Source organism: Bradyrhizobium sp. (genome assembly GCF_036735945.1).
GTDB lineage: Bacteria > Pseudomonadota > Alphaproteobacteria > Rhizobiales > Xanthobacteraceae > Bradyrhizobium.
In genome coordinates, this window is the sequence record NZ_DAINNI010000004.1 from 75,736 (window position 1) to 90,129 (window position 14,394).

The 14,394-nt window shown below is 63.2% G+C and carries 14 protein-coding genes and 1 pseudogene; 2 read left to right on the forward strand and 13 right to left on the reverse strand.

Features of this window, described 5'->3' with window-relative positions:
* Window positions 1–3 precede the first annotated feature (3 nt).
* The 3 genes and pseudogenes from V7E26_RS02780 to V7E26_RS29990 form a co-directional block, all read right to left on the reverse strand.
* Complete coding sequence (locus tag V7E26_RS02780) at window positions 4–813, reverse strand: enoyl-CoA hydratase/isomerase family protein (RefSeq protein ID WP_324413241.1); 810 nt, start codon at window positions 811–813, stop codon at window positions 4–6.
* A 45-nt stretch (window positions 814–858) separates the two neighbouring features.
* Window positions 859–1,443 (reverse strand): FadR/GntR family transcriptional regulator, encoded by a 585-nt coding sequence (locus V7E26_RS02785; RefSeq protein WP_324413244.1) that lies wholly within the window; start codon window positions 1,441–1,443, stop codon window positions 859–861.
* A gap of 30 nt (window positions 1,444–1,473) precedes the next feature.
* Window positions 1,474–1,641 (reverse strand): annotated as a pseudogene (locus V7E26_RS29990) (FadR/GntR family transcriptional regulator); the annotation flags it as partial.
* Between V7E26_RS29990 and V7E26_RS02790 the strand changes: the two are divergent.
* Complete coding sequence (locus V7E26_RS02790) at window positions 1,565–2,947, forward strand: acyl-CoA dehydrogenase family protein (RefSeq protein WP_324413246.1); 1,383 nt, start codon at window positions 1,565–1,567, stop codon at window positions 2,945–2,947. The pseudogene V7E26_RS29990 and the gene V7E26_RS02790 overlap by 77 nt on opposite strands.
* A 49-nt stretch (window positions 2,948–2,996) precedes the next feature.
* On the opposite strand, the gene V7E26_RS02795 is transcribed toward V7E26_RS02790, so the two are convergent.
* From V7E26_RS02795 to V7E26_RS02825, 7 genes are read right to left on the reverse strand one after another with little or no spacing between them, the layout of a single operon-like run.
* The gene (locus V7E26_RS02795; protein ID WP_442893346.1) at window positions 2,997–4,154 is read right to left on the reverse strand and encodes a CaiB/BaiF CoA transferase family protein; all 1,158 of its coding nucleotides are present in this window, start codon (window positions 4,152–4,154) and stop codon (window positions 2,997–2,999) included.
* 32 nt (window positions 4,155–4,186) lie between these two features.
* Complete coding sequence (locus V7E26_RS02800) at window positions 4,187–4,873, reverse strand: nitroreductase (protein ID WP_324413250.1); 687 nt, start codon at window positions 4,871–4,873, stop codon at window positions 4,187–4,189.
* Window positions 4,870–5,913: a phosphotransferase family protein gene (locus V7E26_RS02805; RefSeq protein ID WP_324413252.1), complete on the reverse strand. Its 1,044-nt coding sequence runs from the start codon at window positions 5,911–5,913 to the stop codon at window positions 4,870–4,872. Before V7E26_RS02805 ends, V7E26_RS02800 begins: the two co-directional genes overlap by 4 nt.
* The gene (locus tag V7E26_RS02810) at window positions 5,910–7,160 is read right to left on the reverse strand and encodes an acyl-CoA dehydrogenase family protein (protein WP_324413254.1); all 1,251 of its coding nucleotides are present in this window, start codon (window positions 7,158–7,160) and stop codon (window positions 5,910–5,912) included. The genes V7E26_RS02805 and V7E26_RS02810 overlap by 4 nt, the downstream gene beginning before the upstream one ends.
* Before the next feature lie 40 nt (window positions 7,161–7,200).
* The gene (locus tag V7E26_RS02815) at window positions 7,201–7,986 is read right to left on the reverse strand and encodes an SDR family NAD(P)-dependent oxidoreductase (RefSeq protein WP_324413256.1); all 786 of its coding nucleotides are present in this window, start codon (window positions 7,984–7,986) and stop codon (window positions 7,201–7,203) included.
* A 9-nt stretch (window positions 7,987–7,995) separates the two neighbouring features.
* A complete protein-coding gene (locus V7E26_RS02820; protein WP_324413258.1) occupies window positions 7,996–8,757 on the reverse strand; it encodes an SDR family NAD(P)-dependent oxidoreductase in 762 nt (253 codons plus the stop codon).
* The gene (locus V7E26_RS02825) at window positions 8,754–10,412 is read right to left on the reverse strand and encodes an AMP-binding protein (protein ID WP_324413260.1); all 1,659 of its coding nucleotides are present in this window, start codon (window positions 10,410–10,412) and stop codon (window positions 8,754–8,756) included. Before V7E26_RS02825 ends, V7E26_RS02820 begins: the two co-directional genes overlap by 4 nt.
* A gap of 232 nt (window positions 10,413–10,644) precedes the next feature.
* Between V7E26_RS02825 and V7E26_RS02830 the strand changes: the two genes are divergently transcribed.
* Complete coding sequence (locus V7E26_RS02830; protein WP_324413262.1) at window positions 10,645–11,664, forward strand: zinc-binding dehydrogenase; 1,020 nt, start codon at window positions 10,645–10,647, stop codon at window positions 11,662–11,664.
* Between the two features lie 85 nt (window positions 11,665–11,749).
* On the opposite strand, the gene V7E26_RS02835 is transcribed toward V7E26_RS02830, so the two are convergent.
* Genes V7E26_RS02835 through V7E26_RS02845 form a run of 3 tightly spaced genes read right to left on the reverse strand, consistent with a single transcriptional unit; the run spans window position 11,750 to window position 14,393 of the window.
* A complete protein-coding gene (locus V7E26_RS02835; protein ID WP_324413264.1) occupies window positions 11,750–12,967 on the reverse strand; it encodes an ABC transporter substrate-binding protein in 1,218 nt (405 codons plus the stop codon).
* Window positions 12,968–13,002: 35 nt separating this feature from the next.
* A complete protein-coding gene (locus V7E26_RS02840; protein ID WP_324413266.1) occupies window positions 13,003–13,698 on the reverse strand; it encodes an ABC transporter ATP-binding protein in 696 nt (231 codons plus the stop codon).
* Window positions 13,695–14,393, reverse strand: coding sequence for an ABC transporter ATP-binding protein (locus tag V7E26_RS02845; RefSeq protein WP_324413268.1), 699 nt, complete (start codon window positions 14,391–14,393; stop codon window positions 13,695–13,697). Before V7E26_RS02845 ends, V7E26_RS02840 begins: the two co-directional genes overlap by 4 nt.
* Window position 14,394: the final 1 nt, after the last annotated feature.

Here is a 14,394-nt window from a genome sequence, read left to right on the forward strand (position 1 = left end):
TTCTCAGGCTTGGCCGAACTTCGGCTTCCGCTTCTCCTTGAACGATATCGTTGCTTCCTTGTGGTCTGCCGTCTCGAACGTGACCTGTTCGAGCGCCATCGAGGCTTCGAGCAACATGTTGACGCGATCCTTCACGATCTGATTGATCGACAGCTTGGTCCAGCGGATCGCCCAGGTCGGACCGTTCGCCAGCTCGATTGCAATCTCTCGGGCCTTGCCCAGAACTTCGGCGCGCGGGACAACATGATTGACCAGCCCGATCCGCTCGGCTTCCCCGCCCTTGAGCAAGGTACCGCGGATCAGAAATTCCTTGGCCTTGTTGATGCCAACGAGCAGCGGCCAGATCACTGTCCCGCCGTCCCCGGCAACCAAGCCGACGCGCGAGACATGCGTGTCGCCGATGCGTGCATCCTCGGCCATGACAGTGATGTCGCAGAGCAGCGCGTGGGTCGCGGCGAGCCCGATGGCGTCGCCGTTAATGGCTGCGATGATCGGCTTGTCGAGTTCGAGCTGCCGGGTGACGGCACGTCGGCTGATCATGGGATCATGGACCTCGCCCTCCTCGAGCACGTCGCCGCCGGGACGCTCCGACATCGCCTTGACGTCCCCTCCGACGCTGAAGAAGTCACCAGAGCCTGTCAGCACCACGACATTTACGGCGGGATCATCCCCCAGGTCGTCCCAGATCGTCCGTAACTCGCGGATCAGCTTTTGATTGATCGCGTTTCGCGCCTGCGGCCGGCTCAACGCGACCGTCGCGACCTTGTCGGCCACTTCAACTCGCAGACACTCATATTTGGCATATTGAGACACGCTTACCTCCCTGGCTCCTTTAGTTCGAACTTGATTTGACGCGTTCTACGGGCGCATACCCGGCCGGACCTCCGCCAACGCGACATGAAGCGACATGGCCCCTGGATCCTGCTCCAGCATCCGCTGCACGGCCTCCAGATGCGCGCGCATCAACCGGCACGCCAGCGTGGCGTTCTTCTCCGCTATTGCCGAGACAAGCTGGCGCCGCCGCTCCGCCAGCCTGCTCATCGCTACGCCGCTGGACGCGACTTTCGCATAGACAAAGCGCATGTGAATTTCGGTCACGGAATCCATGATCATCGCAATGACCTTGTTGCCCGTCGAATTGGCAAGCAGCCTGTAGAACTCGCGCGAACACTCGACGCGGTCGAGCAGCCGCCCCTCCTTCGTTGCAAGTTCCGTTCGCTTGATATTGCCTTCGAGCGCATCCAGATCGGCCTGCCGTGCATTGCTACAGGCGAGCCTGACGACGAGGTCGAGTACGTAGACACGCGCCTCCGACAGCTCCCGGATCGAAATCGTCCCCAGGCTCAGCATGTCCCGCATCACATCGTTCATGCGGCTGGTGTCGCCTTCCTGGATGAAGGCTCCGCCCTTGACACCCTTCATCAACCGCAACACCCCGGCCATCTCGAGGCTGCGTAGCGCTTCCCGCAGCACGTTTCGGCTAACGCCAAGTTGCTGAGCGAGATCGCGCTCGGGGGGCAATTTATCGCCAGGCTTGAGGACGCCGAGCGCCAGCTGTTCGCGAATGCGTTCGCAGATTTCCTCGAACGCGCGCCTGGTGTGGATCGGCCGAAACCTGGGGGCCGGCGCAGGACCGGTCAACGTCCGATGGTCGACGGGACGCTCGCGCCTGCCGGAGGACGCGTTCCGTTGCCGAGAACTCGCGCGGGGGCTTGACTTGGTGCTCATGGGATGGACTATTAAATGGATCACCCATTCAATGGAAGCCCCTTTCGAGGGCTTCCGGCACAAAATTGTTCGAGGCCCCATGAGTTTTACGGAGGAGCAGATCGCGTTCCGCGACAGTGTCCGGAGGATGGCCGCAAAGCACGTTGCACCGATCGCCGCCGAAATCGACGAAACCGATCGCTTTCCAACCGAGTTGGTGAAGCTGTTCGGCGAAATGGGACTGATGCAGCTTTGGGTACCTGAGCGCTATGGCGGTCCGAACGGCAATCTCACCATGGCCTGCATCGCGCGCGAAGAAATCTCGAAGATTTCACCCGCTTGCGCGTCGATCGCCGCACTCAACACCATGTTCATCATGCCGCTGCTTCATTTCGGCTCGGAAGCGCAGCGACAGAAGTATCTGCCGATCATCGCTCGCGGCGGTGTGGTCACCGCCATCGCAATTTCCGAGCCGCAGGCGGGTTCCGATGTCGCGGCGATCAACACCCGCGCCCGCAGAGACGGCGATTCCTACGTCCTCAATGGCCGCAAGCAGTGGTGCAGCTATGGGGTAGTCGCCGACTACATCGTGGTGATGGCGCGGACGAGCGACGGCGAAGGCGCGGACGGAATCAGCGCCTTCATTGTCGAGCCGAAAAAACTGCCCGGGGTTTCGTTCGGACGTCACGAGCGAAAGATGGGTTTTCGCGGCGCTCCCAATACGCCCATTTTCTTCGACAACGTGCGAATTCCGCTCGAAAATCTCGTCGGCGAGGAAGGCAAGGGATTTCGCGCATCCATGCGCGCGCTCGACCTCAACCGTCCGACGATCGGCGCACAGTCCGTCGGACTTGCTCAGGGCGCGCTCGACGCCTGTATCGCGTATGCGAAGGAAAGAAGGCAGTTCAAGAAGGCGATCGCCGAGTTCCAGGGCGTACAGTTCATGCTTGCCGACATGGCGATGCAGATCGAAGCCGCGCGCGCACTGGTCTACGAATGCGCCCGCGCGGGCGATGCCGCTGACTGGAAGCGCCTGAATGTCCTCGCCAGCATGGCCAAGTGCATCGGCAGTGATATGGCGATGAAGGTCACCACCGATGCCGTCCAGATTTTCGGGGGCTATGGCTACACCATGGACTATCCCGTCGAACGCATGATGCGCGATGCCAAGTTGACGCAGATCTTCGAGGGAACGAATCAGATCCAGCGCGTCGTGATTGCCCGGGAGCTGCTGCGCTAGTGGGCGCGGCAGAACCATCGAACTGCTGCCTCTGGCGAAGCAAATTCCGCTACGCCTGCGCCAGGGCGCCGGCCGCTTCGAGCGCATCGACCTGGTCCGGCAAAATCCCCCAATCCACCAGCGACTGCCGGGAGTCACTGCCGGGCGCAGGCGTCGGCCGATGAAGCTGAGACGCCGTGCGGGAGAAACGCGGTGCGGGACTCGGATGGCGGACGCCGTCGAAGGCGACGTAGACGTCCCGGGCCTTCATCTGCGGATGTTCCGGCGCTTCGTCGATCGTCAGTACGGCTGCAAGGCAAGCGTCGTGCCCGGCTGCGGCCGCGACCCAATCGTCGCGTGTCCGAGTCGCGAAAATTCTTGCGAAACGCTCGCGCATCTCCGGCCATGCCGAGCGGTCGTTCTGGTCAGGCAGGTCTTTATCTTCCCCAATGCCCATCACTCGAAGGAGATTGGAGTAGAAATGCGGTTCGATTGCGCCGACCGCGACGAACCGCCCGTCGCTGGTCGCGTAGCTTCGGTAGAACGGCGCTCCTCCATCGACGATGTTGTCGGCACGCCGCGCTGTCCAGGTTCCCTGCTGACGGAACGCCTGGAACGCCGACATCAAATGCGTCACGCCATCAATCATGGCGACGTCGATCGTCTGCCCACGCCCCGATTGGCGCGCTTCCATCGCCGCCGCAAGCAGTCCGACCACCAGATAGAGCGCGCCGCCGCCAAGATCGGCAACGAGGTTGAGTGGCGGCGGTGGTGGGCGGCCGTCTTCACCGAGACAGTGCAGCGCGCCGGTCAACGCGAGATAGTTGATGTCGTGCCCCGCCTCCTGCGCCATCGGCCCGGCCTGCCCCCAGCCCGTCATGCGCGCGTAGACGAGACGCGCGTTGACCGCAGCGCAGACTTCGGGACCGAGCCCCAGCCGTTCCATCACGGTCGGTCGAAACCCTTCGATCAGCGCGTCCGCCTTCGCCACCAGGTCGAGCACGGTCGCGACCGCCTGCGGCTGCTTCAGATCGAGTGCGACCGAGCGCTTGTTGCGATTGTAAAAATCGAATCGCGGCGGAAGGTCCGGTTCGCTTCCCGGTCTCGGGATGCGATCGATGCGCAGCACGTCGGCGCCGAGGTCACCGAGCAGCGCGCCGGCAAACGGCGCCGGGCCAATTCCGCCCATCTCGACGACACGCAAGCCATGCAACGGTCCGGTCACGATGAAACTCCTGTCTCGGAACTGAGCACCCGATCTCAGCGGTGGAAGCGCACGGTGTCGTCGATCCCTGCGCGACCGACGCGAGCGGCATTGGCCTTGACGTTGCGATCCTCAAAACCGAACGAGATGCCGAACAGCAGCTTCTGGTGCGCCGGAATGCCGAGCTGTTCGCGGATGATGTCCGGAAACAACCCCAGCGCCCCCTGGGCGCAGGACGCAATCCCACGCGTTGTCAGGGCGAGCATCAGGGTCTGCGCATACATGCCGATGTCGGCCGCTTCCCTCGTGTCGAACGGCGCGGGCATGAAGATCAGAACGGCGTGCGGCGCGTCGAAAAAGGCATGGTTTCGGACGTAGGCCATCTTGCGGCCAATCCTATCGTTGCGCGCGACCCCCATCGCGCCGTAGAGCTTCTGCGCGGCATCCACCTGCCGCTCGCGATAGACGCCGGTGAATTTGCCGTCGGCCGGCCAATCCGGCTTGATCGGCTCGTCGCGCATGCCCGCCGCAACGAGGGCGTCGCGCAGTCGCCCCAGCGTCCCGCCCGAGACGACATGCGGCGTCCATGGCTGCACGTTGCAGTTCGAGGGTGAGCATTGTGCAAGCTCGAATACTTCCCGCAGCGTCGCTTCCGGGACTTCGTCAGGCAGGAAGCCACGCACCGAGCGGCGCAGGCGGATCGCCTCGTCGACGCTCATCATGGGCCGCTGGTGCAGGCTCATCGCTCCTCCTCGATCAACGCCACGCCGCGGTCGGCATAGGCGCGCGCCAGATGCCGGCCGACGCGCGCGGCATCGGGCAAGACACCGCTGCCGAGATCGCCGCGCGCCGCGACGCCGGCACTGCCGACGGCACCGCGAAACATCGCAAAGACCTGGTGGAAGCGCGTGAGCCGCTCGGTGGCGCCCGCCTGCGCGTAGTAGAGTTCAAGATAATCGTGTTCGGAGGGGATACCCATCCGATCCAGCGGCAGGCCGCGCAGCCCGCCATTCTCATCCGGCGCCATCAGCCACGCCTGGCTGTTGAAGGCGAGATCGACCAGAGGATGGCCGAGCGTCGAGAGCTCCCAGTCCAGCACGCCGATGACCCGCGGCTCATCCTTGTGAAACATCACATTGGCGATACGGAAGTCGCCATGACAAAGCGCGATGGTCTCGCTCTCGGGCAGCCGGTCGCCGAGCCAGTCCACCATCCGGTCCAGCGCCGGATTGTCATCATCGCCGCGGCGGAACTGCGTCCATTGCGTCGACCATCGCTTGAGCTGGCGGGCAAAGTAGTTTCCCGGCCTGCCGAAATCCCCGAGACCGATTGCCCGGTAGTCGAGCCTGTGGATGGCCGCCAGCGTGCTGCACATCGAACGGAAGATTTCCGCGCGCGCCTCGCGCGTCACGCCGGGCGTCGCGAACTCGCTGAAGACACGGCCGTCCAGCCATTCCATCAGGTAGAACGGCGTGCCGACGATGGTGCGATCCTCGCAAAAGCGATAAGGCTTGGGCGTGGGAACCGGGCTTCCCTGCAGCGCCGTCAGCACGCGATATTCGCGATCGATCGCGTGCGCCGACGGCATCAGCACATTGCCGGGCTGCTTGCGCAGCACGCCGCGCCAGTCGCCACGGGTGACGAAGTAGGTCGGATTCGACATGCCGCCATGCGTGCGCTCAATCCGGGTGGAATCGCTACCGCCGAGCCAATCCTTCAAATATTCACCGAGCCGCGCCACGTCGAAGTCGATGCCGCGGTCGGAGGCATGCGTCCCATTCATCCGTTGCTCGCGCGCTTGCCGCTGAAGTTGAACAGGTACTGGCCCACGCGCCGCATCTGCACCTCCTCGGAACCCTCGGTGATGCGATAACGGCGGTGATGACGGTAGATATGTTCGAACGGCATCGCGCGGCTATAGCCGATACCACCATGCACCTGCATGGCTCGATCGGCCGCCTCGCAGCACAGCCGATTTGCGCGGAAGTTGCAGATCGACACCATGTCGCTGATCTCCAACGGGTTCTGCCGGTCCATCTGCCACGCGGTGCGGAAGATGAAATTACGCAGCATCTGGTATTCGGCCCACAATTCCACCAGCGGAAACTGGATCGCCTGTTTACGGGCCAGAGGCTCCCCAAAGACCACTCGGGACCTTGCGTATTTGACGGCCTCCTCGATGCAATAGCGTGCGGCGCCGGCGCTCGCGGCCGCCTGACGGATGCGGTTCTCATGCACAAATCGCTGCGCGACCACAAGGCCTTCGCCTTCCTTGTGCAGGATTGCGCTGCCGGGTACGCGTACATTGGTCAGCTCAGTCTCGGCATGATCGCTGGGCATGTTAAATGTCCAGTGATTGTAGAGAACCTTGTGGCCGGGTGCCTCGGTCGGCACGATGAAGGCAGTGATGCCCGTGGCTTCGCCGGGCTTGCCGGACGTACGCGCGAAAACGAGGTTCGCATGCGCACGCGCGACCTGGCTGTTCCAGCGCTTGCGGCCGTTGATGACCCAGTGATCGCCGTCCCGTACACCGGTGGTCTCAAGCCATGTCGCGTCGCTGCCGTGTCCGGGTTCGGTCAGGGCAAAAGACAGGTGTTTCTTCCCGGTGATGATACCTTCGATATAGGTCTTCTGCTCCTCGGTGCCGTAGTCGGCCAGCGCCGGAATAATCGGGAAGTTGCCGACGATCGAGGATTCGTCCTGCAAGTCGTTGTGCAGGCCGAGCCCCTTCGCAGCGAGGTGCTCGCGGATAGCCGCGATCGCGAGATTGGAGGCGGCTTGGCCGCCGCACGATTTCGGAAGGCCGTAGCGCAGGTGCCCAGCCTTGTCGGCGCGGCTCTCCATTTCGCTGATCAGCGCGCGCCATTCGGCACGCGGGCGACCATCGTCTTCCCAATCGGTCCGAGCATATTCGCGGCGATGATCGAAATATTTGATGTTGTCGCGCTCAAGCGGCTTGATTTCGGCCTCGATGAAGGCATCCAGTTCGGCGAGCTTATCGGTGATTTCCCTGGGCAACCCGAAATCCATGACGCCCCTCCTGGTCCACTTTTTCGTTCAAAGCCGCTTTCTAGAGCGCGATCCGCCCATAGGGATGAGTGCTGCTGACGCCGCCGTCGACCGAAAGCAACTGTCCATCCACATAGGAAGAATCGTCGCTGGCGAGGAATGCCGCGGCGGCTGCGATCTCCTCGGAGCGTCCCGGGCGCTTCATCGGCGTGACGTGGCCGAGCTTGCCTTCGATACCGCGGGCGCGGGCATCCTCGAAAACCTTGCGCGTCAGCTGTGTTTCCACCAGTCCCGGCAGCACGGCGTTGACCCGCACGCCGGTGCCGGCAAAGGCGTTGGCCGCCGTCTGCGCCAGATTGTTCACCGCCGCCTTGCTGGCGCTGTAGGAGATCGCGCCCGCATTGGCGCGCAGCGACGCCGCTGACGAGGTCAGGATGATTGAGCCGGAGCCCTGCGCCGTCATGTGCCGGCCAGCATATTTGATGGCGAGGAAGCAACTGATGGTGTTGATGCGGTAGACTTCCGACCACTCCTCCACCGTCTGCTCGAGCAGCGGGGTGTTGGTCCCGGTGACGCCGATATTGGCGAAGAAGACCTCGAGCCCGCCGAAATCCGCGACGCAGCGCCGGACGATGTCGGCGACGTTCTCCTCGACCGCTGCATCCGTGATCAGCGCCGACGCGATTCCGCCTTCGCCGCGGATCGTCGCCGCCGTTTCCTCGGTGTTGCCGGCCCGGCCGACCACCAGCACGGATGCGCCTTCGCGCGCGAAGCGGATGGCGCTGGCACGGCCGATGCCGCTGCCGCCGCCGGTCACGACCGCGCGTTTGCCCTCCAGCCGCTTCATCTCACCCTCCTATCTGGCAGGGATCGTCCAGCCGCCATCGGCGGTCACGACGGCGCCCTGGATGTAGCTCGCGTCGTCGCTGGCAAGGAACGCGGCCAGGCCAGCGATTTCTTCCGGCTGGCCAAAACGCCCGAGCGGCATCTCGGCCTGGCGCGTCGCAATCGTCGCTTCATCGAATTGCGCGATCGAAGCCGGCGTGCCGATCATCCCCGGCGCGATGACATTGACACGAATTTTCCTTGCACTGAGCTCGATCGCGGATGCGCGGGAAAGCCCGACGACACCGGCCTTCAGCGCCGAATAGGCGATCGAATCCTTGGCCGGATTGAATGCGGATACCGAGCTCAGGTTGACGATCGAACCGCCGCCACGGCGCTCCATCTGCGGGGCGGCAGCCTGCGTGGTCCAGATCAGGCCGTGCACGCCGACCGCAAACATGCGTTCGACCGTCTCGATATCGATCTGCTCGAGCGGCTCGAAGCGTGCCCACACCGCATTGTTGACCAGGACCGCAACCGGCGCGGCAAAGTCGCTCTCGATCTGCCCGAACATGACGTGGACATCGTCACGCTTGCCGATGTCCACTTCGTAAGCCTTTGCTTCGAAACCTTTGCCCTTCAGGCCGTCAACGGCGGGCTCCAGACGGCGCGCGCTGACGTCGACGCAGGCGATGCGGCCGCCCTCCTCCCCGAAGCGCTCGGCGATTGCAAGGCCGATGCCGCGCGCGGCGCCGGTGACGACGCACACGCGACCCTGAAGACGGGGGGTCATGCGCTCGCCTTGTGCGGCGGTTCGGCGAAGGCCTTTGCGATTTCGCGAAGCTGGAACTTCTGCACCTTGCCCGCCGGCGTCTTCGGCAGATCGGCAACGATTTCGATGCGCTCCGGCCAGTATTGTTTCGCGACCTTGTTCTCCGCCATCAGCGCCTGAACACCGGCCAAATCGAGAGTTTGGCCTGGACGCAGCACGACGAATGCGCAGGCGCGTTCGCCGAGCCTCGCATCTGGATATCCGACGATCGCGGTGGAAAGCACCGCGGGATGCTTGAACAGCAGGTTCTCAATATCGAAGACCGGCACGTTCTCGCCGCCACGAATGATAATGTCCTTGATGCGGCCATCGATGCGGATATAGCCCTCGTCGTCCATATAGGCCATGTCGCCGGTATCAAACCAACCCTCGGCGTCGAACGGCTCCATGTCGTCGCGCTTGTAATAGCCGAGGCACATTTGTGCGCCGCGGACCTTAAGCAGGCCCTTTTCGCCGACTGGTGCTGGCGAACCGTCCATGCGAAGTACTTTTACCGCAACACCTTCGAGCGGCCGGCCGTCAGTTTTCGATGATTTCTCGAGCGCGCGTTCCGGCTCGGTCAGCGTGCTCGACAGCGATTCGGTCATACCCCACAGTGAGCAGACCTTGAGGTCGAGTTCGCGGTAGACTCGATCGATCAGTGCCGGCGGGATCGGCGCCCCGGCGCAAAGAAACTTGCGCAATCGTGCCGGCTTCTGCCCGCCGGCCGCCACCGCCTCGCACATGTCAGCCAGGAACGTCGCAGCGCCGGCCGAGTAGGTCACACCCTCATTGGCCATGATGCCGATGCCACGCTTCGGCTCCCACACGTCCTGGAAAATCACCGAAGCGCCGATCTTGAACCCGAGCAGCATGCCGGCCGCGAAACCGGTCATATGGCCGAGCGGGGAACAAACCAGCATCGTATCGTTGGTATCGAGCCCGAAGCGGCCAGCGAGCGCGATGTTGCAGGCCAGCAGCGTATTGAGACAGTGCATGACGCCCTTGGGCGAACCCGTCGTGCCAGACGTGAACATCAGCACCGCCATCTGGTCGGGTGGCATCGCGCCGATTTCGCCTATCGGCGGTGGTCCGAGCCGCTCGCTCCCGGACAGCAAGGCGCGATCGAAGCTGTTCGCTCCCTCGCCGTCGACAACGATCACATGCCTGAGGTTCGGCAGCCGCGGCCGAAGCGAACTCGCCATCGCTTCGTGGTCGAAGCCCCGGAACAGCTTTGGCACGATCAGCAGTTTCGTCTCGGCAAAGCCGAGCATGTAGCCGAGTTCGTGCTCGCGGAAGATCGGCATCAAGGGATTGACGATGGCGCCGACCCGGAAGGCGGCCAACGCAACCACAGCGAATTCCCACCAGTTAGGTAGCTGCACCGAGACGACGTCGCGAGGCCCGATGCCAAGCTGCTTCAATGACGCGGCCGCACACGACACCAGATCGCCAAGCTCGGCATAGGTGAAGCGCGTTGGCTCCGCGCGATCGGCGCGATCTGCCAGCAGCGCGAGCTTGCCCGGCGTCGCTGCAATTGTCTGCTGGAGAAATTCATCAAAATTCTTGTCTATCCAGAAACCGTCGGCCCGCATCGATTTCGCGTGGGCGACGGGATCGAATTTATTTCCGCTCATGCGTACCCTCCCAGATCATACGACGGCACTTGACGACCTATTCGTTCGCTAGTGTACTAATGTTGCAAGGAACCGCAACTCCAAAATCGGCTCTCTTTCGTCTATCTTTGCCTTGGTGGGCGCGGACGGCAGCGGAGGAACGGCATTGTCCTGGAACAAGGCCGGCGAAGGATGATAAGCGTGTGTCCAAACACGAGCGTGGCTGCGGGCGTACCGGAAGGGAGATGGCGTCATGAAAGCGGCGGTCCTGGAGCGGCGCGGAGCAGATGGTGTTACATGGCGAGACTTTCCCGATCCGACCCCTGCCCCGGGGGAATCCGTGCTCCGAGTTGCTGCATCCTCGCTCAATCGCGTTGACCTCTACATGCGCGACAACGGCGCCGGGATTACGCATCAATTGCCGCAGGTGATGGGCGTCGAGGCCGCGGGCGAAATCGTCGAGGCAGAACCGGGCTCCGGGTTGAAGCCGGGCATGAAGGCCATTTTGTTTTCCGAGGCGTTCTGCAATCAATGCCGATATTGCCTCGCGGGCGACCAGCCATTGTGCGAGAACGTCAAGATCATGGGCGAGCATCGCCACGGCGGGTTTGCCGAATATATCGCGATGCCTAGCCGCTGTTTCCTGCCACTGCCCGACGATGCTGACCTGTCCGCCGCGGGGGCGTTGATGACGGGCCATCTCACCGCCTGGCGCATGCTGTTTGGCAAGAAGACCTTGCAGCCTGGCGAGAGCGTCCTGATCGTCGGTATCGGCGGCGGTGTTGCGGTGGCCTGCCTGCAGCTCGCAAAATTGGTGGGCGCCCAGGTCTTTGTCACCTCGTCCAGTGACGAAAAGATCGCGCGCGCGCTGGCAATGGGTGCCAGCGGCGGCGTCAACTACAGAAGGGACCGCGTGTCGAACGCGATCCTCGAAATAAGCAATGGGGGCGTCGATATGGTGATCGACAGCGTCGGCGAGGCGAGCTGGGGCGACTCGCTTCGATCGCTGCGGCGCGGCGGTCGCCTGGTTACCTGCGGTGCGACAAGTGGCTCCAGCCCTTCGGCCGATTTGCAACGCGTGTTCATCCGCCAACTGGAAATCTATGGATCGACCGGCGGCAGCCTTGGCGAATTCCGCCAATTGCTGAATGTGTTCAATCGCGGGCTGTTCAACCCCGTGATCGATTCGACGTTTGCCATGGCCGACATTCGCGCCGGCTTCGATCGGCTCGCCGCCGGCGCACAGTTTGGCAAGGTCTCGCTGGTGGTTTGAGCGGCTTCCCGCGCGGTAGCGGCGCAATCTACAAGGGATGCTTCGGCGCCGAGGTCGAAAGCTGATCGACATCGGCGCCGTCCCGTTACTTCTTGCACGCGGGATCGACCGGCGGAACGATATCGGGGCCGGGCTCGATCTTCTTGATTTGGTAGGCCGGCTTGCCATCAGGGCCCGGCAGGATCTGGCTGATCGCCATCCGCCGCACGGCCTGATGATCGCCCGCACGGATCTCAACATCTCCCAACACCGTGTCGGCCTTGAGGCCTGAGAGCGCCGTCCGCACCGCGCTTACGTCGGTCGAATTGGCCTTGCTGACCGCGGCGGCGATCAACTGGATCGCGGCGTACTGGTCGGCCCCGGTGTAAGGTGGCAGTTCGCCATTGTACTTCTCCTTGTAGCTCTTCACGAAGGCTTCGGCCTGCGCGCCCGGGAAGCCGGCGACGAAGCCGATGTTCTGATAGACACCCAGCACCGTGTCTCCCTGTGCCGGCAGCGTCTGCGGAATCACGAAGGAGTTGCCCAGCACCATCTTGTATTTCTTGAACAGGCCAAACTGCTGCTGCTGCTTGGCAAGGTTGATGGCGTCGCTGCCGAAGATCGTCACGAACAGTCCATCAGCCGGGTCCGCCCCGAGTTCGGAAATCTTGGCGCCGAAGTCCGGCGTGCCGAACGGGGTGAACAGCGTCTTTCCGATCGTTCCGCCCTGCGAGGCCACCAGCGCCTTGAACTTCTCGGCGGAGTCGCGCCCGGCGGCATAATCGACCGCGATAATGTCCCATTTCTTGATGTCCTGGCCCTTAAGGAATTCCCGGTAGGCTCCCATGATCATCGAATCGTTGGCATTGACCCGAAAATAGTTCGGCGAGCATCCCTTGCCGGTCAGGCCATCGGCGTTCGCCATCACTTCCAGCATCAGGGCCTTCAATCCGGGAAGCTTCACCTGCAAGGCGGGCGAAACCGACGACGTATCCATGCCGGTGATGAACATCGCGCCGTCCTTCTGGACCGCGCGCGTCGCGCCATCCACGGCGGTATCGGGCGTGCCGGGATAAGTGATGAAGACGGCTTCCAGCTTCTTGCCGGCAGCGCCGCCAGCGGCATTGATCTGCTCGATCGCGAGATTGACCGCCTTGGTCTGGGTCTCCTTCAAGCCGGCGAGTGGCCCGCTGTCGATCAGCAGAACGCCGATCTTGACGCTCTCCTGGGCGCGCACGGTGGTCGGGACCGCCGTGACGACCGGGATCGCCAGCACCGCCGAAAGCAACGCGCCGAGGCGCAGAGTGGTAAGTGCTTTCCTCATGTTTCCTCTCCCTCCTTGGTCTTCCTTGATCGTGCTCACAACGCCATCAGCACCTGGTTCTCTGGCGCACCGATCGCTCGCGTTGGCCCTGAGCCGACGACTTCTCCCTTTGCCAAAATGATGAAGCGATCGGTCGCGCGTTTGACCAGATTAAGATGCTGCTCGACCACCAGCACCCCGGTTCCGGCCCTGCGGATCGTGTCGAGGGCACCGACCAGCCCGTCGATCAGAACGGGGGAAAGCCCTTCCGACGGCTCGTCAAGAAAAACCAGGCTAGGATTGGCCATCAGCGCGCGGCCGATCGCCAGCATCTGCTGTTGACCGCCGCTCAGCATGGTGCCGGGCCGGTTGGCGCGTTCCTCGAGCACCGGAAAAAGACCGTAGACCGCTCTCAAATCCCAGTATCCTGACCTTCCTGTCGCCTTGCTGAGCAACAGGTTTTCCTTGACGGTCAAATTGGGAAGGATGCGGCGCCCCTGCGGCGCGATCGAAATGCCGAGCTTGGCGGCCATGTAGCCGGGCTGCTGATCGATCCTGCTGTCATTTACCCAGATCGCGCCCGACGTGATGTTCACCTCGCCGAACGCCGAGAGCAGCAAGGTCGACTTCCCGGCCCCGTTGCGACCTACCACGGCAACCGACTCGCCCTCGTCGACCGTAAGGTCGATGCCGTGCAGTACCGTCGAAGCACCGTAACCTGCCACCAACCTTTCGATGCGGAGCGTGCTCATGCTGCGGTGCCCAAATAGGCGGCGACGACGCGGGGGTCCGCGCGAATTTCCTGGGGCGTACCGGTGGCGAGGTGTCGGCCGAGGTCGAGCACGGTCACTGTGCCGCAGCAGGCGAACACTGCATCGACATCGTGTTCCACCACGACCGCGGCAATCTTCCGCTCGCGTACGAGGTCACGCAGATGTCCGAACAGGCGTAGCGTTTCAGCCGCGGAAAGGCCGGCACCCGGCTCGTCCATCAACAAAAGGTGCGGTCGGCCGATCAGCGCCAGCGCGACGTCGACCCGACGCTGCACACCATAAGCGATGCGGCCGGCCTTCTGGTCGAGATAGCCAGTCAGATCCATCACCTCGATCACGTCGTCGAGCCTGTCGTCTCCGAGATGCTGCGCGACGAGGTGGAGTTGCTCGATCACGGTGAGATCCTGGAAGATGCTGGTGCGCTGGAACGAACGCGCCATGCCGTTGCGCCGCCGCCAGGCGATCGAACGCCGCGTGATGTCCTCGTCACGGTAACGGACAGTTCCCGCCGTCGGCCGGCGGCGGCCGCATACCGCGTCGAGCAGCGTGGATTTGCCGGCCCCGTTCGGCCCAATGATGCCGTGAAGCACGCCGTCGCCCAGGACATCCAGGTTAACCTCGGTCAACGCCCTGACCGATCCATAGCTCACCGAGAGCTTTTCAATCCTGAGCATG

Excerpts from the sequence above, each read along its gene's own strand:
- V7E26_RS02785 (WP_324413244.1), bottom strand. The coding sequence starts at position 1,443 with ATGGCCGGGGTGTTGCGGTTGATGAAGGGTGTCAAGGGCGGAGCCTTC.
- V7E26_RS02805 (WP_324413252.1), bottom strand. The coding sequence starts at position 5,913 with ATGAATGGGACGCATGCCTCCGACCGCGGCATCGACTTCGACGTGGCG.
- V7E26_RS02790 (WP_324413246.1), top strand. The coding sequence starts at position 1,565 with ATGCGTTCGCAGATTTCCTCGAACGCGCGCCTGGTGTGGATCGGCCGA.
- V7E26_RS02815 (WP_324413256.1), bottom strand. The coding sequence starts at position 7,986 with ATGAAGCGGCTGGAGGGCAAACGCGCGGTCGTGACCGGCGGCGGCAGC.
- V7E26_RS02845 (WP_324413268.1), bottom strand. The coding sequence starts at position 14,393 with ATGCTCAGGATTGAAAAGCTCTCGGTGAGCTATGGATCGGTCAGGGCG.
- V7E26_RS02800 (WP_324413250.1), bottom strand. The coding sequence starts at position 4,873 with ATGAGCCTGCACCAGCGGCCCATGATGAGCGTCGACGAGGCGATCCGC.
- V7E26_RS02840 (WP_324413266.1), bottom strand. The coding sequence starts at position 13,698 with ATGAGCACGCTCCGCATCGAAAGGTTGGTGGCAGGTTACGGTGCTTCG.
- V7E26_RS02825 (WP_324413260.1), bottom strand. The coding sequence starts at position 10,412 with ATGAGCGGAAATAAATTCGATCCCGTCGCCCACGCGAAATCGATGCGG.
- V7E26_RS02835 (WP_324413264.1), bottom strand. The coding sequence starts at position 12,967 with ATGAGGAAAGCACTTACCACTCTGCGCCTCGGCGCGTTGCTTTCGGCG.
- V7E26_RS02810 (WP_324413254.1), bottom strand. The coding sequence starts at position 7,160 with ATGGATTTCGGGTTGCCCAGGGAAATCACCGATAAGCTCGCCGAACTG.
- V7E26_RS02820 (WP_324413258.1), bottom strand. The coding sequence starts at position 8,757 with ATGACCCCCCGTCTTCAGGGTCGCGTGTGCGTCGTCACCGGCGCCGCG.
- V7E26_RS02830 (WP_324413262.1), top strand. The coding sequence starts at position 10,645 with ATGAAAGCGGCGGTCCTGGAGCGGCGCGGAGCAGATGGTGTTACATGG.